21 protein-coding genes are annotated in these 21,311 nt (G+C 42.4%); 20 read left to right on the forward strand and 1 reads right to left on the reverse strand.

The annotated features are described in order from the left end of the window. Positions 1–6: 6 nt before the first annotated feature. The 7 genes from MAHAU_RS06450 (at position 7) to rlmH (ending at position 7,486) form a co-directional block, all read left to right on the forward strand. Positions 7–801 carry a hydroxypyruvate isomerase family protein gene (locus MAHAU_RS06450; RefSeq protein ID WP_013780919.1) on the forward strand — a complete coding sequence of 265 codons (795 nt, stop codon included), beginning with the start codon at positions 7–9 and terminating at the stop codon, positions 799–801. A gap of 245 nt (positions 802–1,046) precedes the next feature. Further along, complete coding sequence (locus MAHAU_RS06455; RefSeq protein WP_013780920.1) at positions 1,047–2,108, forward strand: uroporphyrinogen decarboxylase family protein; 1,062 nt, start codon at positions 1,047–1,049, stop codon at positions 2,106–2,108. 62 nt (positions 2,109–2,170) lie between these two features. Further along, positions 2,171–3,211: a Gfo/Idh/MocA family protein gene (locus MAHAU_RS06460; protein ID WP_013780921.1), complete on the forward strand. Its 1,041-nt coding sequence runs from the start codon at positions 2,171–2,173 to the stop codon at positions 3,209–3,211. An 84-nt stretch (positions 3,212–3,295) separates the two neighbouring features. Next, positions 3,296–4,288 (forward strand): biotin--[acetyl-CoA-carboxylase] ligase, encoded by a 993-nt coding sequence (locus tag MAHAU_RS06465; protein ID WP_013780922.1) that lies wholly within the window; start codon positions 3,296–3,298, stop codon positions 4,286–4,288. Next, on the forward strand, positions 4,281–5,201 hold the full coding sequence (locus tag MAHAU_RS06470; RefSeq protein ID WP_013780923.1) for a P1 family peptidase: 921 nt from the start codon (positions 4,281–4,283) through the stop codon (positions 5,199–5,201). Before MAHAU_RS06465 ends, MAHAU_RS06470 begins: the two co-directional genes overlap by 8 nt. Positions 5,202–5,240: 39 nt before the next feature. Continuing rightward, positions 5,241–7,004, forward strand: a complete 1,764-nt coding sequence (locus MAHAU_RS06475) for an ABC transporter ATP-binding protein (protein WP_013780924.1) — start codon at positions 5,241–5,243, stop codon at positions 7,002–7,004. Positions 7,005–7,006: 2 nt separating this feature from the next. Next, positions 7,007–7,486 (forward strand): 23S rRNA (pseudouridine(1915)-N(3))-methyltransferase RlmH, encoded by a 480-nt coding sequence (gene rlmH / locus MAHAU_RS06480; protein ID WP_041644413.1) that lies wholly within the window; start codon positions 7,007–7,009, stop codon positions 7,484–7,486. On the opposite strand, the gene MAHAU_RS06485 is transcribed toward rlmH, so the two are convergent. Next, on the reverse strand, positions 7,477–8,430 hold the full coding sequence (locus MAHAU_RS06485; RefSeq protein WP_041643917.1) for a DNA-methyltransferase: 954 nt from the start codon (positions 8,428–8,430) through the stop codon (positions 7,477–7,479). The genes rlmH and MAHAU_RS06485 overlap by 10 nt on opposite strands. Positions 8,431–8,638: 208 nt before the next feature. Between MAHAU_RS06485 and MAHAU_RS06490 the strand changes: the two genes are divergently transcribed. The 13 genes from MAHAU_RS06490 (at position 8,639) to xylB (ending at position 21,285) form a co-directional block, all read left to right on the forward strand. Further along, positions 8,639–9,682, forward strand: coding sequence for a LacI family DNA-binding transcriptional regulator (locus tag MAHAU_RS06490; RefSeq protein ID WP_013780927.1), 1,044 nt, complete (start codon positions 8,639–8,641; stop codon positions 9,680–9,682). 215 nt (positions 9,683–9,897) lie between these two features. After that, positions 9,898–10,617 (forward strand): RraA family protein, encoded by a 720-nt coding sequence (locus MAHAU_RS06495; RefSeq protein ID WP_013780928.1) that lies wholly within the window; start codon positions 9,898–9,900, stop codon positions 10,615–10,617. A gap of 105 nt (positions 10,618–10,722) precedes the next feature. Beyond that, positions 10,723–12,096, forward strand: a complete 1,374-nt coding sequence (locus tag MAHAU_RS06500) for an ABC transporter substrate-binding protein (RefSeq protein ID WP_013780929.1) — start codon at positions 10,723–10,725, stop codon at positions 12,094–12,096. Between the two features lie 90 nt (positions 12,097–12,186). Beyond that, positions 12,187–13,071 carry a carbohydrate ABC transporter permease gene (locus MAHAU_RS06505; RefSeq protein ID WP_013780930.1) on the forward strand — a complete coding sequence of 295 codons (885 nt, stop codon included), beginning with the start codon at positions 12,187–12,189 and terminating at the stop codon, positions 13,069–13,071. A gap of 20 nt (positions 13,072–13,091) precedes the next feature. Next, positions 13,092–13,931, forward strand: a complete 840-nt coding sequence (locus MAHAU_RS06510) for a carbohydrate ABC transporter permease (RefSeq protein WP_013780931.1) — start codon at positions 13,092–13,094, stop codon at positions 13,929–13,931. A gap of 28 nt (positions 13,932–13,959) precedes the next feature. Continuing rightward, the gene (locus MAHAU_RS06515; protein ID WP_013780932.1) at positions 13,960–14,358 is read left to right on the forward strand and encodes a VOC family protein; all 399 of its coding nucleotides are present in this window, start codon (positions 13,960–13,962) and stop codon (positions 14,356–14,358) included. Positions 14,359–14,375: 17 nt separating this feature from the next. Then, positions 14,376–15,230: a class II fructose-bisphosphate aldolase gene (locus MAHAU_RS06520; protein WP_013780933.1), complete on the forward strand. Its 855-nt coding sequence runs from the start codon at positions 14,376–14,378 to the stop codon at positions 15,228–15,230. A 17-nt stretch (positions 15,231–15,247) separates the two neighbouring features. Next, positions 15,248–16,132, forward strand: coding sequence for a dihydrodipicolinate synthase family protein (locus tag MAHAU_RS06525; protein WP_013780934.1), 885 nt, complete (start codon positions 15,248–15,250; stop codon positions 16,130–16,132). A gap of 21 nt (positions 16,133–16,153) precedes the next feature. Beyond that, positions 16,154–17,116 carry a hydroxyacid dehydrogenase gene (locus MAHAU_RS06530; RefSeq protein ID WP_013780935.1) on the forward strand — a complete coding sequence of 321 codons (963 nt, stop codon included), beginning with the start codon at positions 16,154–16,156 and terminating at the stop codon, positions 17,114–17,116. Further along, positions 17,109–17,888 (forward strand): HAD-IA family hydrolase, encoded by a 780-nt coding sequence (locus MAHAU_RS06535; RefSeq protein WP_013780936.1) that lies wholly within the window; start codon positions 17,109–17,111, stop codon positions 17,886–17,888. The genes MAHAU_RS06530 and MAHAU_RS06535 overlap by 8 nt, the downstream gene beginning before the upstream one ends. Before the next feature lie 18 nt (positions 17,889–17,906). Continuing rightward, positions 17,907–18,296: a cupin domain-containing protein gene (locus tag MAHAU_RS06540; RefSeq protein WP_013780937.1), complete on the forward strand. Its 390-nt coding sequence runs from the start codon at positions 17,907–17,909 to the stop codon at positions 18,294–18,296. Continuing rightward, positions 18,293–19,738, forward strand: coding sequence for an aldehyde dehydrogenase family protein (locus tag MAHAU_RS06545; protein WP_013780938.1), 1,446 nt, complete (start codon positions 18,293–18,295; stop codon positions 19,736–19,738). Before MAHAU_RS06540 ends, MAHAU_RS06545 begins: the two co-directional genes overlap by 4 nt. 29 nt (positions 19,739–19,767) lie before the next feature. Beyond that, the gene (xylB, locus tag MAHAU_RS06550) at positions 19,768–21,285 is read left to right on the forward strand and encodes a xylulokinase (protein WP_148258395.1); all 1,518 of its coding nucleotides are present in this window, start codon (positions 19,768–19,770) and stop codon (positions 21,283–21,285) included. Positions 21,286–21,311: the final 26 nt, after the last annotated feature.

Raw genomic sequence — 21,311 nt, forward strand, 5'->3', positions numbered from 1 at the left:
GGTATTATGATAAAGTTATCAGCTTGTATAGAAATGATATTTAGGGAATTGGATTTTTGCGACAGAATAGCTGCCGTTAAGCAAGCGGGACTACCAGCCTTTGAATTTTGGGGGCTTGGAGGTAAGGATCTGGAGGCTATAGAAAAAGCCAGCAAGCAACATGAATTGCCAATAGCGGGCTTTACCATGAGCAGCATTGATCCTGAATTAGCTGGATTATGGCAAAAAAGCGGGCTTGTAGATCCAGATGGACATGATATAGCCCTTAAAGTAGCTCAGGAGAGCATAGCTATAGCACAAAAGCTTGACGCAAAAAATATTATAGTAACGGTTGGACAGGAGATAAAGGACTTACCCCGATCGATACAGCACGATAGTATTGTAGAAAGTCTAAAGATGATGGCCCCGCTAGCTGAAAGAGCGGGGGTTACGCTCGTCGTGGAACCTCTCAATATAGCTGTGAACCATAAGGGGTACTATCTTTACTCGTCAGCCGAAGGCTTTGATATAATACGTGCCGTTAGCAGCCCAAATGTCAAGCTTTTGTACGATATATATCACCAACAGGTGACTGAAGGTAACCTCATACAAACCATAACCGAGAACATAGAGCTTATTGGCCATTTTCATGTAGCCGATGTACCTGGTCGCCATGAGCCGGGCACCGGAGAGATTAACTATGCGAATGTATTCAAGGCTATAGATGAAACCGGCTACAATGGTTATGTCGGCCTGGAATATGCCCCTGAAGCATCTGCGCTCGAGTCTCTTCATAAGGTGAAAGCCTTGGCAGACTTATAAAATTGGTGTCTATTCAGCCATCCCAAAGGCTTGGTAACGATTAGCCTCCGGCTCATGTGTTTCATCAGATATCCTCCACAAAATCGCCTTGAGGCTAATCGTTACGTCGCTTATGCATAATAATTCCTGAATAGACACAAGATTGGTGCGGTATATTTTTCGCAAGATAATTATAGGACTAGTAATATATTGCTGATATAATAGAAATAAATTTTACGGACTATGTTCGAGAAGGGGTAGCTATTATGCCAAAAGAAACTATGACCCCGAAGGAGAGATGGCTGGCTGTATTGAATCGTCAAAAGCCTGATCGTTTGCCTATGGACTATTGGGCTACGGATGAGGTGAATGACAAGCTCAGAAAATACTTGGGCTGTTCTACCCAACGGGAGATGTATGAGAGACTACATATAGATAGGCCGGTATCAGTCGGGCCTAGGTATATTGGGCCACAAGTGCCGGATGATGCCGATATCTATGGTTGCAGGTACAGAAATGTAAGCTATAGTACCGGTACATATAGAGAGTGCATATACCATCCGCTTGCGCAGTATGAAACCGTCGATGAGATTGAGGCTAATTATGTATGGCCCAACATTGACTGGTATGATTATTCCGATATACCAAATCAATTAAAAGGCAAGGAAATGTACCCGGTACAAGCAGGGGGATCTGAGCCGTTCCTGACGTATAAAGATTTACGCGGACAGGAACAAGCTTTTATGGACCTTATACTACATCCTGATATAGTACATTACTGCCTGGATAAATTGTTCGATTTTTGTTATGAGAATACATGCCGTATATATGAACAAATACCGGGTAAGGTAACGTACAGCTACATAGCTGAGGATATGGGCTCTGAAAAGGATCTTATGTACTCGCCGGCTCAAATACATGAGTTTTTAATACCGCGTATGAAACGCATGATAGATCTCGCTCATCAGGCGGGAGCCTATGCCTTCCATCATAGCGATGGTTCGATACGAAAAATATTGCCCGATATGGTAAAGGCGGGCATAGACATACTAAATCCCATTCAATGGAAGTGCGCAGGTATGGATAGAGAAGGATTAAAACGCGACTTCGGCGATAAGTTGGTATTCCATGGCGGTGTGGATAATCAATATACATTGGCTTTTGGTACTGTAGAGGAGGTAAAGCAAGAGGTCGTAGATAATATACGCATATTAGGAGATGGAGGCGGTTATATATTGGCGCCATGCCATAATATTCAAGCAGTCAGCCCTGTTGAGAACATACTTACCATGTATGAAACCGGCTATGAATATGGATGGGTGTATTGATAAATCACTTTCTATGAGGTAAAATAAAGACAGGATATTATATGGAAAGGAGAATACATATTATGGATAAAATAAAGGTTGGCGTAATAGGTTGCGGTTCTATAGCCATTCATCGCCATGTTCCGGAATATGCTGCCAATCCTAATGTGGAGATCGCAGCGCTATGCGATATAGTAAAAGATAGGGCAAAGGCTTTAGCCGATGTATATGGCGGCAAGGTTTATACCGACTATATGGATGTTATAAACAGGAAGGATATAGATGCTGTAAGCGTTTGTCTTCCCAATTATCTGCATGCACCTGTATCCATAGCTGCATTAGAAGCCGGCAAACACGTATTATGCGAAAAGCCAATGGCTACGTCAGCCGAAGAGGCCGAGGCTATGATAAGAACAGCCAAACGCAGCGGTAAAATATTGATGATAGGCCATAATCAACGCTTGATGCCGCCTCATGTGAAAGCCAAGCAAATTCTGGAGAGCGGCGAATTGGGTAAGATATATAGTTTTCGTACTACTTTCGGCCATGCTGGTCCCGAGGGTTGGTGCGTGGATAAAAGCAAAAACACGTGGTTTTTCCGCAAAAAAGAAGCATTTGTCGGTGCTATGGGAGATCTTGGCGTACACAAAGCCGATCTCATACGCTGGTTGCTTGGGGAAGAAATCGTCGAAGTGGGCGCTTTTGTAGAAACACGCGGCAAGACATATGATGATGGCCAATTGATAGACGTTGATGATAACGCTGTATGTGTGTTAAAGTCCGAGAGCGGTGTCATAGGCACGTTGACCGCAAGTTGGACATATAGAGGCGGCGAGGACAACAGCACTACCATTTACTGCGAGAAAGGCGTTATGAAATTGGGCGCAGATCCTGATTTCGAGGTAGTAGTGAATTATACAAATGGACAGAGAGCCTGTTATAAGGTGGGCGAAATAGCTACCAACGAAAAACAGGTGAGCAGCGGTGTGATAGACCTTTTTGTGAAGCATATAGTTAACGGTGAGCAGCCGATCATATCGGGCGATGAAGGCTATAAAGCGCTTAAGATAGTGTTAGCTTGCTTAGAATCGGCCGAGAAAAAGACGTTTGTGCAAGTGAAATGATATTTTATAACAAAAGTCCTTCCTTATAGAGGAGGGGCTTTTGTTATTATACGGTGTTTATGATATAATAAAGGCATGAATAAAATGAGTAGAAGCGTTGTGTTAAATATGCTTTTATCATCTCAAGGGGGGTTTGTTTCCGGAGAAGATATAAGCAGGAGTTTAAATATAAGCCGTACAGCCGTCTGGAAATACATAAACGAATTAAAAGAAATGGGATATGTTATAGAAAGCCATTCGCGTGCCGGATATAAGCTTATAGCATGCCCTGATGTATTGTGGCCTGATGAGATAAGTCTGGGATTGGATACATCGATTATAGGTCGGGAGATAGTCCATTTTTTAAGCATAGGTTCTACCAATGATAAAGCAAAGGAGCTTGCAAATAATGGCTGCCGCGAGGGATTGATAGTAGTGGCTGAGGAGCAGACAGGGGGCCGAGGCCGTCTCGGACGCCAATGGGTATCGCCGCAATACAGGGGTATATGGATGTCTGTGGTGCTTAGGCCGGATATACAACCTATGGAAGCACAAAAGCTCACGCTATTGTCCGCTTTGGCCGTATCCAATGCTATAGAAGAGTGTACGGGATTGAAAGTCGACATTAAATGGCCTAATGATTTGGTGGTGTCCGGTAAAAAGATATGCGGCATATTGACCGAGATGAGCGCTGAAGTGGATAAGGTGAATCATGTAGTTATAGGTATAGGGATAAATGCAAATATGTCTGCTGAAGATATTCCCGATGAGTTAAAGGATAAAGCTACTTCTTTGGCTATAGAGTTAGGATATAATGTCGACAGAAAAAATCTATTTAGATACATATCGCGAAACATAGACGAGCTTTATACTTGTTTTATTAATGCTAATCAATGGCATGATTTGATGGTTGAATATCGCGAGAAATGCATCAATGTGGGCCGGCGTGCCGTTATATCCAAAGGTGACGTATCGTGGGAGGGGATGGTCACGGATATAGACGATGACGGCGCATTGATAGTATTGGACGGCCATGGCGAGAAGAAGCGCATTATATCCGGCGATGTATCGATCAGAGGGGTGGAAGGCTATGTATAATAATATAACAGATGTAGAAGGAATAAAGGTCGGCCATGCAAGTGATTTTACCGGGCTGACGGGCTGCACAGTGGTATTCTGTTCGGATGGAGCGGTAGCCGGAGCTGATGTGCGCGGCTCAGCGCCCGGTACCAGAGAGACCGATCTTTTACGCCCAGTTAATTTGGTAAGAGAGGCTCATGCTATACTGTTGACAGGAGGCAGCGCTTTTGGCTTGGATGCAGCCTCTGGTGTTATGCAATACTTATCGGAACATGGAGTGGGTTTTAACAGCGGAGCCAGGCCTGTACCCATAGTTCCGGCAGCCGTGTTGTTTGATTTGGACGTAGGGGATCCTACGGCATATCCGGATAAGGCTATGGGTTATAAAGCTTGTTTAAGTGCGACAACCGGATATGTAGAACAAGGATGCGTAGGTGCGGGTACTGGTGCTACTGTCGGCAAGATGCTCGGTTTAAAGCATGCTATGAAAGGAGGCGTCGGTTCAGCTAGCTTGAGCATAGGCGATTTGGTAGTGGGGGCTATAGTGGCCGTGAACGCTTTAGGTGATGTGGTCGATTATAGAAGCGGTGATATAATAGCCGGATGCCGCGATGACGACGGGCGCTTTGTCGACACAGTCCATCATATGCTCAATGGTGATCTTCAACACAGAGGCTTCGGTAATACCACTATAGGTGTCGTGGCTACCAATGCAATGCTCGATAAGGAGGGCATAAACAAGGTGGCACAAATGGCTCACGATGGTTATGCATTGGCTATACGGCCGGTGCATACCATGTACGACGGCGATACCGTATTCGCGCTGGCAACGCAGAAGGTAGCGGCCGATGTAACTCAAGTGGGTGTAGCGGCAGTAGAGGTCATGGCACAGGCCATATTGAATGCGGCACGCGCTGCCAATCAGGAATAAAGATATTAAGCTTGCTGCTTTGAGGGGGAAGTTATATAAATGCAATCTTCATTGATGAGGTTTTTAAAGTATATAAAGCCATATTGGTTTCTTATACTTTTATCGACCATAGGTGGGTTTATAAGGTTTGCAGTGCCGATGATATTTCCCAAAGTATTTCAATACCTTATAGATAACGTTTTGCTGGTTCAAGGCATAAATGTAGCGCAAAAATACCATACGGTAGGAATTATAATGATAAGCCTTGTAGCTATATACCTTATCGTATGGGCTCCTGCCACATATTTCAGACGGTATTTATCCGGACTGGCCGGCCAACGCCTTATACTCGATCTGCGTACAGATTTGTATGAACACGTTATGAGTCTATCTAATTCATATTTTAAGAGGAATCAAAGCGGGGCTATAGTTTCCCGCGTTATAAACGATGTGGCTCTGGCGCAAAATATGGTAGGCAATGCTTTGACCAACTTGTGGATGAGTGTGTTATCATTGATAGTGGTGATAGGTATAATGCTGTCGATGGATTGGAAGATGACGCTTATAGCTATGGTAGCGTTTCCGGCATATTTCTATGTACAGAAGAATATGCGTACAAAGGCTAGAATAACAAGCAGACAGATACAGCGCGATACAGCCGAGATGGCGGGCGAGATCAGCGAGCGGCTTACAGCCATGGATCTTATAAAAGTGTTTACCGGCGAGAAATTCGAGCTCCACATGTTTTTCAAAAAGGCACGCAAGCTGTATAAAAGTACTGTGGATAATACTAAAGTATCGGCATTTGTGCAGATGATGTCCGGTTTATTGACCAGCATAGGGCCGGTCATAGTAGTTTGGTATGGGAGTTCCAGAGTGCTGTCCGGTACATTGACGGTAGGCGCCATGACCGCATTCTATATGTACCTTGGTCAGTTATATCAGCCTATAGCCCAATTATCCGATTTGGATATAGTGGTAGCCAATTCTCTGGCTGCTATAGATCGGATATTCGAACTATTTGACGAACAGCCAGAAATAAAGGATAAAGAGAATGCTGTAGTCTTAAAAAGGGTAAACGGTTTAATCGAGTACGATAACGTAAGTTTTGCCTATGAAGGCAGCGATAAGATATTGAAGCATATAAACATCACTATACAGCCGGGTCAGCGCGTAGCGCTTGTGGGCCACAGCGGGGCTGGTAAATCCACATTTGTAAGCCTTTTACCGCGCTTTTATGATGTGACCGAAGGGGCTATAAGGGTGGATGGTTATGATATACGTGATGTAACGCTCAAATCTTTGCGCCAGCAAATAGGCATGGTTATGCAGGATACTGTCTTATTCAACGGGACGATCTACGATAATATACTTTACGGCAACCCTCGCGCCTCTAAAAGGGATGTAAAAGCTGCGGCTAAAGCGGCCGATGCTCATGGCTTTATCAAATCTCTGCCAAACGGTTATTATACTGAGGTGGGAGAACGCGGTGCTAAATTGTCAGGCGGCCAGAAGCAGCGAATAGCCATAGCCAGGGCATTTCTTAAGAACCCACCCATACTTATATTGGACGAAGCCACATCCGCTTTGGACTCTCAGGCTGAAAACCTTATTCAAAACGCTTTGAACCGTTTGATGAAAGGACGTACCACTATAATCATCGCGCACAGGCTATCCACTATAATGGATGCCGATATCATAGTGGTACTAGAGAACGGTGAGATAGTGGAAAGCGGAACGCACAGCGAATTATTAAAACGCCAGGGCATATACTACAGCTTATATAACGAACAATATAACAAAAAGAATGTTTTGGTCGGGTAATGATGAATATAAATGTTGTAGCAGTGGGAAAGATTCGAGAGCGATATATCCGCGACGCCATAGACGAATATGTGAAACGCTTGAGGCCATATTGTCGCCTCAACATAATAGAGGTGGCGGAGCAACAGGCGCCTCAGGAGCTTTCCAAAGCTGATGTGGAAAGCGTTAAAATTAAAGAAGGCCGGGCTATTTTAGAGCATATAAAAAGCAATGAATATATTATAGCGTTGGCCATAGAGGGCGCGATGATGTCATCGGAACGATTGGCTGGCTATATACTAGATCTTATGATTTCGGGACATAGCAGTATAACCTTTATTATAGGCGGCTCGCTTGGCTTATCATCAGAAGTACTAGCCAGAGCCGATATGCTCCTCTCGTTTTCTCCCATGACATTTCCCCATCAATTGATGCGGTTGATATTGCTGGAACAGGTATACCGTTGCTTCAAGATAAACAGCGGCGAGCCGTATCATAAATGATTGAGAGAGTTTCTCTCCCAAAACACACCATCGCTATATCCTTGTATAGAACGATCACGATCGGCAGCAGCCAAACGTTTCTCGGCCAGGCAGCAATAGGTATTATCTATTTCTATGCCGACGTATCGTCTACCTAGCTTTTTAGCTACAACCGATGTTGTACCAGAGCCCAGAAACGGGTCCAGTATGATGTCACCGGGATTGGAGCTGGCCAAAATTATCTTGGCCAATAACTTTTCCGGTTTTTGGGTGGGATGATGAGTATTTTCCGGCATGGACCAGAAGGGTACCGTTATATCGGTCCATATGTTGGACGGGTAGGTAAGCCTATATTTATTTTTGCCGTCATAATGCCAATCCTTTGGCTGACCGGAACCATCTTTATAAGGGGCTTTTACAAGTCTCTTGAGTTTTACGTTTTCCGCATTGAAAGTATATTTATTGGATACGGTACAAAACCATATATCCTCCGAGGCATTCTTCCAATTGGTTTTGGAACCGCGACCTTTTTCCCTTTCCCAAGTGATACGGTTTCTTATAATGAAATATTTTGACATAACTTCGAATATAGCAGCACTCGAACGCCAATCACCGCATATATACAATGAAGCTATGGGCTTTAAAGCGGGGATTAAAAGAGTTAGCCATGACTCGAGCCATTGAGTATATTGGTCCATACTCATTTTATTAAAGGTATTCCCGTTAAAAGTTTTGCTCATATTATATGGCGGATCAACGAACAACAGATTGACAAATTGCTGTGGCAAAAACCTGGCTGCGCTGAATATATCCTGGTTTATAGTGCGATCCGTAATATCAGATACTGACACGGGCTTATTAAGATATAAAAGCCTAGAACTATATAATGATTTTTCATCATCGGACAACTCTATGGTACGATTTTTCGAAGCTTTACGCTTTGACAAGTCCTGCAATCGGAACATACCTCCTAAGCAAACTTTGTTTATTTTCAGTATATCATGCTATCGATGCAAAGTGAAGGAATATTTACATAATCACGCATGGCTTCTATAGGGAAATTATTCTATATAAAAATTTTATAATGAGTATTGACAAGGGAATAAAGCCGTACTATACTAGTAATAGTTCAAGAATACGTTTACTTAAATATATTTATTGAGGGGGTAGCGAGTGGCTGGCGTAACTATAAGGGACATAGCTAAACGTGCCGGTGTCTCAATAGCCACAGTATCAAGGGTTATAAACGATAACTACTATGTGAGCCCGGATATAAAAGAGAGGGTTTTGCGAGCTATTGAAGAATTGCATTATTATCCCAATTCAGTAGCTAGAAGTTTAAAGAACGATGCTACTAATACTATAGGATTTTTGGTGTCTGATATATCGAATAATTATTTTACCACTATGGCTAAAGCGGTTGAAGATGTCATTCATAATGAAGGGTATAATCTCATAGTATGCAGTACGGAGGATAAAAAGGAGAGAGAATTAGAGTATTTGAAGCTGCTTATAAGCAAAAAAATAGATGGTCTGATTCTTAATACCACAGGTGAAAATGATGACTTTATAGCATCGTTGAGCGAGCATATGCCATTAGTATTAGTTAACCGAAAGGTGTACAGTGATAAATTTAAGGGTGACTTTATAGATAGTGATAATATACAAGGCGCTTATAATCTGGTTTCATATTTATTATCGCTAGGACATAGAAAGATCGGCGTTATTAACGGTATGTTGACCGTCAGCACTGGTAAAGAAAGGTTTAAGGGCTTCGTTAAGGCCATGTCTGAGGTAGGCATAGAAGTAAATGAGGATTATCCTTATAGATATGATGGAGACTTTACACTAGAATCGGGATACCAAGGTGCTGCCAAAATAATGAGTGCATCGGATAAACCGTCAGTTATAGTAATTATGAATAATGTCATGACCATGGGGGCGCTGAAGTATTTTAGGTCAAATGGCATAGATGTACCAAATGATATATCTATCGTCGCTTATGGCAATATAGATAACATAGAATTAATGTATGTACAGCCTACTATTGTAACGTTGAACGCTTGGGTTATAGGGAATAAGGCTGGAGAAATGATATTAGAGCGTATAAAGAACAAGGCTGTCAGCAACAGAGAGGTCATATATGTACCACAGTTGATAGAAGGCAATAGTGTCAAAAAGATCGAAAGTAACCAAATGTATTCGGTAAGTCATTAAAGTAGGAAATTGTTTGATATTATTTAAGAATACGTTTACGAGAATGCGGTTGTTGGAATGAAAATTGAATGCTAGTTAAGCACAAGGAGGTGTTTATCATTCAGAATTAAATCTCATATTCGTTGATTGATAATTTATAATAGGTTAGCAGGAACATTGAGTAAACGTTATCTTAAATATTCATCATAATAAATATGTTGAAGGAGAGAATCGATATGGCTGATATGGATATAAAAGAACGAAAAGAAATACTGGAGATGTACAAGGATTTTAGAGTAACCGATGTGCGCGATGGGATGGATTGGTGCGGTTACCATCATTATGGTACTGTCCATCATAGCATAAGGCCTTTATGGCGCACTAAAGCTATTGGTTTTGCCAGAACAGCACGATATGTGCCTTTTGAAGGACCGGTACCGATGGTAACTGGTGATAAGTATACTGAATGGTCTAATTGGTATTATGGCAATGTATGCACGGATAATTGGTCAAAGGATATTATCGAAGGGGATTTTATCTGTTTGGACATTTGTGGGCTAGATGTAGGCTTGCTTGGTTCTAATAATACATTGGCATGTATGAACAAAGGAGCTGTCGGTTTTATGCTCAACGGTGGTGGTATACGAGATACAGATGAAGTCATATTGGAGAAAGTTCCTGTTTGGTCGAAGTTTGTTTCCCAACCGATGGATCAGTGCCGCATACGCTATTGTGAGAAGGATATACCAATCGGTATAGGTGGAGTAGCTATTTATCCCGGTGATCTCGTAGTCGCAGATGGGGACGGCGTTATTGTTGTGCCTCAAAAAATTATATATGATGTTTATAAATATGCATATCAGGAAATGAAGGGTGATAAGATAGCCAGGCGAAATCTCTATGCGCAAGGCGGCTTGCCGTTGGATGATACAGTCGATACTGATACTTTAAAATGAACGAATAGTGTGATTGTATCAAAAAGATGATTATCAAGCGGTGGTAATTTATAAGCCTGCTTGTTGATCTATAAAATTTATCTAAATCGAGGAGGAAATTGTTCTATGAAAAAGATGATCGCCATAATCTTGATGGCAGTAATGCTGATGTCGGTTATGTTGTTGTCGGCTTGCGGTGGAGGGGATACTGCTACAGAACCTGAGGAAAAGCCTGAGTCAACTGGAGCAGATGATTCTAAGCCCGCAGTCGATGAAGGTGCGCCGGTGGAAATACGTGTTGCCTGGTGGGGAGATACTAAACGACACGAGTTGTATAACCAGATCTGCGATGCATTCGAGGCTAAAAACCCAAACATAAAACTGACGCGTGAACCGGTCAGCTGGACTGATTATTGGGATAAGCTTACAGTTCAAAGCGCAAGCGGTGGGGCTCCAGATTTCATGGGAATGCATCCGCAATTTGCAAGTGATTATGTACGCAGAGGTGTTCTTGAGCCGCTGGATGCTTACGTTAAAGATGGCACGATTGATCTCAGTAATTTCTCTCAGGCAGCTATTGATAGTGGTACAGTCAATGGCATTAATTATATGATTTCAATGGGTCTTACTACAAATACCGTGCTTGTCAATAAGTCAATGCTTGAAGATTTAGGTGTGCAAGTTCCGGATTTTAACTGGACATGGGATGATCTCAAGGCTATAGGAAGTGAAGCGAGAGCAGTACTTGATGCAAAGGGCAAAAAAGATTCATGGCTAAGAGAAGATGCTTCAGGAGCTTATCAAATATTTCGTTATTGGGCGCGTCAAAATGGTAGAGATTTATATACGGCAGATGGCAGTATAGCATATACGAAAGAAGATGCTGCTTCATGGTTTGCCATGTGGAAAGATTTGCGTGATAGCGGTGTTGTGCCTGATTCAGCTACTACAACGGAATACTCAAAAGCTACACTTGAAGATAGTTTAATAGCAAGAGGGAAAACGGCTATGGTGAGTATTCCTCCCAATCAATATAAGTTGTATAGTGCAGCATTGCCAGAAGCTGAACTTATTATGGTCCGAAATCCATCTAAACCTGATGGGAAAGTAGGAGAATTTGTTGAAGGCGCTCACTTTGCAATTTCTTCAAAAACAACGCCTGAGAAAAAATTGGCTGCCGCAAAACTGATAAATTTCTGGGTCAATACCGAAGACTCAATTAAATTATTCAGATTGGACCAAGGTGTACCAGCTAATACAAAAATGGTAGAATTTCTTACGCCGTTACTGGATGAGCAGGATAAGGCTATCGTAGATTATGTCTCAAAAACGATCGAAATTGCGACGCCGACGACTTTCCCGCCGTCCGGTGCAAGTGAGGTTGATTCGCTGTTCCAGCAGATTGCTGAAAAAGTAAGATTTGATCAACTAACACCGGAAGATGCCGGAGCTCAACTAGTGTCTGAAGCACAGGCTATATTGGACTCAAATAAAAAGTAACAATACAATATTTTTGGCCTAGAGCGTGTACCTTCAACACGTTCTAGGCTGTTCTAACAGCTAAATTGAATTGAGGTGATGATCTGACACATGAAGAAATATAAATTCAACAGGCCATGGGAAGGCTATGCGTTCCTCACGCCATGGATTTTGGGCTTTCTTTTATTTACAGCGATTCCTATGGTTCTATCATTGTATTTCTCTTTTACACAATATGACGTTGTGACATCCCCTAAATGGATAGGACTCAAAAATTATATAGACTTAGCTAACGATCCCAGAGTTCATAAAAGCCTGCAGGTTACTTTTACCTATGTGGCACTCGGCGTTCCTTTCCAATTGATCTTTGCCCTGCTGTTGGCGGCTGTGTTCAAGAACAATATACCCGGTATTCGCATATACCGTGCCATATATTATTTGCCGTCATTATTCGGCGGTAGCGTTGCAGTAGCTATATTGTGGCGGCAGCTGTTCAACAAAGAAGGAGCGATCAATCAACTCTTATCTCTTGTAGGCATTGAAGGGAAGAATTGGATAGCCTCGCCGGATACAGCACTTTATACATTAATCTTGTTGCTCATCTGGCAATTTGGCTCTCCTATGGTCATATTTCTAGGAGGATTAAAGCAGATATCTCCGGACTATTACGAAGCGGCAGAAATAGACGGAGCGAGCAAAGTGGGTACTTTCTTTCACATAACTTTACCATTGCTTACACCTATGGTCTTCTTCAACATAGTTATGACCATAATAAATGCATTTCAGGCGTTTACGCCTTCCTATATAATTAGTGGAGGAACGGGAGCGCCTGTAGATTCGACATTATTCTACACGTTATATCTTTATATCAAAGGATTCCAGCACTTTTCCATGGGATACGCATCTGCCTTAGCATGGGTGCTATTGATCATAATAGCCATCATAACAGCTATTATGTTTCTTCTGGCTCAAAAATGGGTTTATTATGATGAATGATAAGGAGGGTATATAAGATAATGAAGGTTAAACAAAGAAGGAACTTGCTGATGCACTTTTTAATCATACTATTTGGGCTGATTATGATATACCCTCTCATATGGATGCTGAGTGCTTCATTTAAAGAAGATGTTGAAATATTTCAAAGCACCAGCCTGCTGCCTAAAAATCCGACCCTAAATAACTATATATACGGCTGGAAAGGTGTATCAGGGGTCAGCTTCGGCAAATTCTTTATAAACTCTTTTTTCTTAGCAATAGTAAGCATTATTGCCAATATATTATCATGTTCAATGGCAGCGTATGCTTTTTCCAAACTTGAGTTTAGATTCAAGAATACTCTTTTTGCTATAATGCTGGTAACGCTGATGCTGCCGTTTCATGTAAGACTAATCCCGCAGTATATAGTATTCAGCAAAATAGGATGGGTTAACACCTATCTGCCGTTATTGGTGCCGAAGTTTTTTGCGACAGAAGGGTTCTTTATCTTTCTATTAGTGCAGTTCATGCGTGGAATATCGAATGAACTGCTAGAAGCACCGAGGATAGATGGAGCAGGAACGTTCAGGATATATATGCAGTTTATAATGCCGTTATCGGTACCGGCGCTTGTCACCGTAGCGATTTTTACATTTATCTGGACGTGGAATGATTTCTTCTCTCAGATGATTTACTTGAGCGCGCCTCCGACATTTACAGTGTCGCTTGCACTGCGTATGTTTGTGGATGCAACCGGTGAGAGCTCATGGGGTGCGCTTTTTGCCATGTCGTGCCTGTCCTTGGTACCGTTGCTATTTATATTTATTGTATTCCAGCGCTATTTGGTAGAAGGCATAATGTTAGGTAGTATTAAAGGTTAAGATTATTAAGCAGAGAGAAGGCTAGAGATTGATTCAAGGATTATATCATATAGGTGTTTATACAAAGGATATAGGGAGGTCGATAGAGTTTTATTCCCAAATATTAGGCTTTACTGTGAAGTGGCGTGGTATCGTAGATCATCCGACCATGGGCAATATGCCGGTGGCTGTGGTGGAGCTCGGGGGCTGCATTATTGAACTTGTGCAGCCCGCTAATCCCGATGCAGTAGCTAAAGAAGCCGGCCCCGTTCAGCATATAGCATTGAAAGTGGAAGATATAAATACACTTACAATGCTACTTAAAGATAAAGGCATACAATTTTATCCTGATGAGATTGAGAATCTACCGTCTTTTTGGAAGGGAATCAAACATATATTTATTTACGGGCCTAGTAATGAGCGAATAGAACTTGTCGAAGAATATTAGAACGAGGACGTGGATATATGAGTTACGTAAATATTAAAGAAATCCTCTTGGATGCAAAAAAGCAGGGTTATGCCGTGGGGGCATTTAACATAGTCGATTATATTACTACATCGGCTGTGGTCAAGGCGGCAAGAAAAAAAAGGTCGCCGGTCATCATACAAACATCGACTAAAACGGTAGCGCTGTATGGCTATAAGCCGATTGTAAGCTGGGTTAAGACGCTGGCCGAGGATACGGACATACCTGTGGCTCTTCATTTGGACCACTGCAAAGATTTGGATATGATCAAAAAATGTATCGATGCGGGGTGGAGTTCGGTTATGATAGATGCATCATCGCTACCGTTGGATGATAATATAGAGATGACAAAAAAAGTTGTGAATATGGCCAAGGGCAAAGATGTCACTGTAGAGGGTGAACTTGGCGCCATAGTGGGCGTAGAAGATGACATATTTGTAAATGAGCAAGCAAGCCATTTGGCCGATCCCGATACATGTGTCAAATATGTTGTGGCCACCGGTATAGATGTATTGGCACCCGCTATAGGAACGGCACATGGTGTTTATCATAAAGAGCCCAATGTGAATTTCGATTTATTGCATGAAATTGCCGATAGAGTTGATGTCCCTTTGGCGATACACGGAGGTACCGGTTTATCTGATGATGCATTTAAAAAATGTATAGCATGCGGGGGAAATAAGATAAACATATCCACCGAGATAAAGCACATATTCAGAGATTCATTTGAAGAATATTACAGAGCTAACCCAACGGATTATGAGCCTGTAAAGGCTATAGAATATGTAGAAAACCAGACTATGCATCGAGTGGAAAATTTCATGAATATATTTGGTAGTGCAAATAAAGTATAATTTTAAGGAGTGATGATATGAACGATAGACTGAAAGGCGTATTTATACCGGTCGTTACGCCGTTTACTGATCAAAAGGTAGATTTGGATAAGCTGGCTTATAATATACAAAAATCCAACCTAACATCCGTAAAGGGTTACATGCCTCTGGGAAGCAATGGAGAATTTGCTCATATGAATGACGATGAGCAAATTTCGGTTTTCAAAACGGTTAAAGAAAATATGGTGAAAGATAAAGTTCTTATGGTCGGCATAGCACGCCAGTCCGCATATTGTACCATTGAATTCGGCAAGCGCATAGAAGATATGGGAGCCGATTTCGTTTCGGTTCTATGCCCAAGCTACTTTGCTTCTTTTATGGATGACTCGGCGCTCATAAGATACTATACTGCTGTAGCCGATGGCCTATCGATTCCTGTACTCTTATACAATTGTCCTAAATTTGCTTCTGGTGTTACTATATCGCCTGAGGTGGTAAGAACCTTGTCCGCTCATCCGAATATCCTTGGTATGAAGGATACGTCCAGCGGCAATATAGGCAAATACCTTGCTGTAAAAGACGAAAACTTCGATGTGCTGGCAGGCAGCATAACCAATTTTCTGGATGGACTGAAGGCCGGTGCTTCCGGAGGCGTACTGTCGATGGCCAATTATTTGCAAGAACCATGTTGTTCATTGTATGAGTTATATGTGCATGGAAGGCTAGAGGAAGCCGACGCGTTGAGCGATAAATTGATTAGATTAAGCAAAAATGCTACCGATAAATATAGTGTGGCAGGTGTGAAAGCCGCATGTGATATTTTCGGTTATAAGGGTGGAGAGGTCAGGAATCCGCTGGCTGACTGTACGGATGAGCAAAGGGAAATGATAAAAGCCGCTTTTATCGGAGCAGGTTATTTATAATTATTATGGAAGAGATGCATTATGGAAAAAGTATTACTACCTGAAAGAATAATAGATGAGGGATTGGAGTTGCTCAAAGATAAAGCCGAAATAATTATAACGAAAGATGCATCGGAGCAGTCAATTATAGATGAAGTTAGCGATACTTTCGCTATAATTTTAAGGAGTAAGGCTAAAATTACCAGAAGTATAATTGAAGCTGCTCCCAAGCTCAAGGTAATTTCACGTACCGGCGCTGGTTATGATAATGTAGATGTACAAGCTGCTACCGAGCATAATGTAATGGTATGTAATTTACCGGGGATAAACACTGTGGCTGTGGCCGAACATACCATATCGTTGATGCTGGCTTTATTAAAGCAACTTCCTAAAATGGATTTGTATGTACGAAATGGACAATGGGGCAAACGTTCCGAATTTATATCCGAAGAGGCGTTCGGTAAAACTATAGGTATCGTGGGACTAGGGAAAATAGGGCGAGAGGTTATGTTTCGATGTAAATCGATGGGAATGCATGTGCTGGTGTATGATCCATATGTTGAAAACGCACTAAAAGATAATGATATTAGATTCTGCAACGATGTGGAAACATTATTTACCCAATCGGATGTCATAACATTACATGTTCCCAATATACCAGAAAATAAAAAGATGGTCGATGAACATCTGATAAGATTGATGAAGCCGACAGCGTATATTATAAATACCAGCAGAGGCGAAGTGATCGATCAGGGAGCATTAACGTCTGCACTGAAAGAGCATAGGATAGCGGGAGCGGGCTTAGATGTTTTTGCACAAGAACCGATAGAACAAGATGATCCTTTGCTGACATTGGATAATGTTATTCTAACACCTCATGCTGCGGCTCTTACCAAGGAATCCGGAATAAAAATGACCGTTGAAGCTGTAAAACAGGTTATAGATTGCCTGGAAGGAAGGATACCACCTTATATAGTCAATAGGAGGGAGCTTCACCTTGAATAGCGAGGGAAATATACTGAGAGCTTTGATCTTTGATTGTGACGGCGTCATAGCCGAAACAGAAAGGGACGGCCATCGTGTAGCCTTCAACAGAGCGTTTAAAGAAGCTGGGCTGGATATTGAATGGAGTGTGGAAGAATATCGTGAGCTCGTGAAGATTGCCGGCGGTAAAGAAAGAATGAGGGCATATTTCAATGAACACCGCTATCTTCTGCCACCTGAAGTTTTAAACGATGAATTTATAAACGGCCTTCATAAGCGTAAGACAGAAATATTTACAGAGATGAACGCGAGGGGCGAGTTGCCTATAAGGCCTGGGATAAAGCGAATAATACAGGAGGCTCATGATAGGGGGGTTATCTTGGCTGTCTGCTCCACATCTAATGAGAAAAGCGTCAGATCACTTTTACGGGCGGTACTGGGTTCAGAACGTCTGGACTGGTTTGATGGAATTTTTGCAGGGGATATTGTGAAGGCTAAGAAGCCGGCACCTGATATTTATAATTTAGTAAAAGATCGATTTGGCTTACAGGGATCCGAATGTTTTGTGGTAGAAGACAGTAGAAATGGCTTACTTGCAGCAAAATCTGCTGGTATGCACTGCATGGTAACTGTCAGTTTCTATTCAATAGGTGAGGATTTTTCCGAGGCCGATATGGTCGTATCTTCCTTGGGCGATCCTGATCAGCCCATGGAAATTATAAAAGGACATCCTAATATGAGTGATCGGCCTATCAGGTATATTACTTTAGATGTTCTTGAAAAAATGCTTTAATGAGAGGTAGATAAAACGATGAAATATCTAGTAAATGTACAAGAAAAGCAACCGGATGTCGATCCGCGTTCTTTAAGAGCTAGGGTAAAAGACCGTGAAAAAGCGGTGCTTAGGGATACATATTTCCTTATTGATCCCGATAACGTATCAAAACGCTTGAAGATGGGATACACTGTTATTTATCCTACAGGGACTACCACCGGTCATGTACATGATGAAGAAGAGGTCTATTATGTCATTTCAGGCGAAGGGGTAATGGTTGTGGGTGACGACGAGTTTCCTATAAAAACCGGTGATGCATTGTATGTGCCGCCTAAAGAGTTTCATACCACATACCAGAGGGGAAATATACCGCTGACAGTACTGTGGGTGACAGGTAAATTGGACCCGGAGGAATACGAGAAATGATGCATGAGAAGATGTTTATAGCCGGCAAATGGGTAGAGTCGGAAACTGGAGATACATTTAAAGTAATTAATCCTGCTACGGAGGAAGTGTTTGCCGAGGTACCGCTGGCTACCCCAAATGACGTGGAGAGGGCTATAGCTGCGGCTGACGGGGCTTTTACAGACTGGAGCGCTTTGACGCCGTTTGAAAGAGGGCGATATTTGCGCAAAGCCAGCAGCACGATTTTGGAACGTTCCAAAGAAATAGCTAAGCTGATGACCATGGAACAGGGCAAGCCATTGGCTGAAGCTGAGGGAGAGGTGAAAAAAGGAGCAGATATATTGCGCTATTATGCTGAAGAAGGAGAGAGAGTATATGGCCGTATTATAGCTAATGCCGAAGTGGACATGGAGAGTATGGTTATATATCAGCCTATTGGCGTGGCAGCGGCTATATCGCCGTGGAATTATCCTATAGAACTGTTAGCGTGGAAAGTGGGCGGAGCCCTAGCATCGGGATGCACGCTCGTGGCCAAACTGCCGTCGGAAACACCTCTTTCTCCGCTGGCTTTCATAAAATGCGTAGTCGATGCCGGTATACCTGCTGGTGTGTTGAATGCGGTTACGGGGCCGGGTTCGGTTATAGGCGCAATTTTAACAGCTCATCCGTTGGTCAAAAAAGTAGCATTCACAGGATCCACGGAAGTGGGTAAAGGGGTTCTGAAGAGTACTGCCGATACCTTAAAAAAGGTATCTTTGGAGCTCGGCGGCAGCTTACCTATGGTTATTTGCAGCGATTGCGATATGGATGCCGCCGTAGCTGGTGCCGTAAGAAGATCTTTTAGGAATATGGGGCAGATATGCATAGCTATAAACAGGATTTATGTGTCTCAGGATATATACGAGGAATTTATAGAGCGTTTCGCCGAGGCTACTGAGAAGCTCGTAATAGGCAATGGCCTGACGGATGATCCATGCGATCTTGGTCCGATGTGTACATCGAGTGGTTTGGAGAAAACAATGTCGCATATAAAAGATGCCGTTGGTAAAGGGGCAAAGATCGTATGCGGCGGCAAACGGCCGTCGGGCGAAAAGTTTGAAAAGGGATATTTCTTTGAACCGACTATTCTACGCGATGTGGATCATAGCATGTTAGTGATGAACGAGGAAACTTTCGGGCCGCTGGTAGGTGTTATGCCATTTAAGAATTTGGAAGAAGCTGTTAAATTGGCCGATGATACAAAATACGGTTTGGCTGCCATAGTATTTACGCAGGACATAAGTACAGCTAGACGTTTATCTCATCTGATTGAGGCCGGTAATATAGCGATCAATAATGTTGATGCCGGCGTTATAAACGCCCCTTATGGAGGATGGAAAGATAGTGGTTTTGGTGTGGAACATGGTCCTGAGGGACTATATGAGTACTTGCATATAAAACACATAAGGCTGCGTTATATATAGATGATTTTAGGATAAGGGGCGGATATATTTTGGAGCATAAGTATATGCTGGGAGTAGATATCGGTACATCGAGCTGTAAAAGCGTGATAATCGATGAGAATAGCCAGGTAATAGCCGATGCTTCTGCTGGATACGGAGTCGACATGCCTAGGTTAAACTGGGTGGAGCAAAACCCGGTCGATTGGTGGAATGCGGTGATTTTAAGCATAAAGAAGGTATTAAAAGAAAGTCGAATTAATACCGATGCTTTATCATGCATGGGCCTTTCCGGACAGATGCATGGCCTTGTTGCCATAGATAGCGGCGGAAATGTTTTGAGACCTGCTATACTTTGGAATGACCAAAGATCATTTCAGGAATGTCAAAGTATCATTGAAATGGTTGGTGGTAAAGAACGTTTGTTGGAGATGATTAATAACAATATGCTGCCGGGCTATACGGCAAGTAAAATATTGTGGCTAGCACAACATCAGCCTTATATATACGAAAAGACGCATATATTCCTTAACCCAAAGGATTATATAAGATACAGGTTGACAGGCGATTTTGCAACCGATGTTTCTGATGCATCCGGAACCGGCTTATTTGATGTAGAACATCGCCGCTGGAGTGATAAACTGCTATCTATATTGAATATTTCTAAAGACCGTTTACCCTCTTGTTTTGAATCCATAGAAGTTACCGGCTATGTCAATGCCAAAGCTTCGGGAATGACAGGTTTACCGAAAGGTTTGCCGGTGGTGGGGGGTGGCGGGGATGCAGTAGTCCAGACGACCGGTACCGGCTTGATAAAAGAAGGTATACTCGGTACTATAATCGGTACAGCCGGGATAGTAGCTATGGGGTTGAATAACTATAAATTCAATGAACATGGGTCTTTGCAGATATTTTGCAATAATTATCCCGGCACATGGCATGCTATGGGTGTTACCCTGGGTGCCGGAGCATCATTGGAATGGCTTAAGGATATTTTATATGACGATAACTGCGATAATATATATAAAAGAATGAATGAAAATGCGGCTGCTTCACCACCAGGCAGCAGGAGCCTTATATTTCTTCCATATATCTTTGGGGAACGTTGTCCTTATGCTGACCCATTGGCCAGAGGTGCTTTTATAGGTATAACTTATCAGCATCATGTTCCAGATCTCATAAGGGCAGTGCTGGAGGGTGTTGTATTCAGCTTAAGGCATGTATCGGAACTAATAATAAATTGCAGCGATGTGCCGATTTCCGAAATCAGGACTTCAGGAGGCGGTTCACGTAGTATGCTTTGGAGGCAGATTCAGGCTGATGTATTTCAATTGCCGGTTAAAACCGTAAACGGCAGTGAATATGGAGGAGCTTTTGGCGCAGCCTTAATAGCTGGCGTAGGATCTCATATATGGACTGATATATACCAGGCGATAGAAATGCTTAAAGTGGAAAGCGAAACTGATCCTGATTATAGAAATAAAGATTTATACGATGAATTGTACGATAATTATAAAAGCGTATATCCGGCGCTTAAATCTATATTTGACAGATTGAGCAGCCTGACATAATATTTTATTGCAATAAGGAGAAATGG

The sequence above is a fragment of the Mahella australiensis 50-1 BON genome (genome assembly GCF_000213255.1).
Lineage (GTDB): Bacteria > Bacillota > Clostridia > Mahellales > Mahellaceae > Mahella > Mahella australiensis.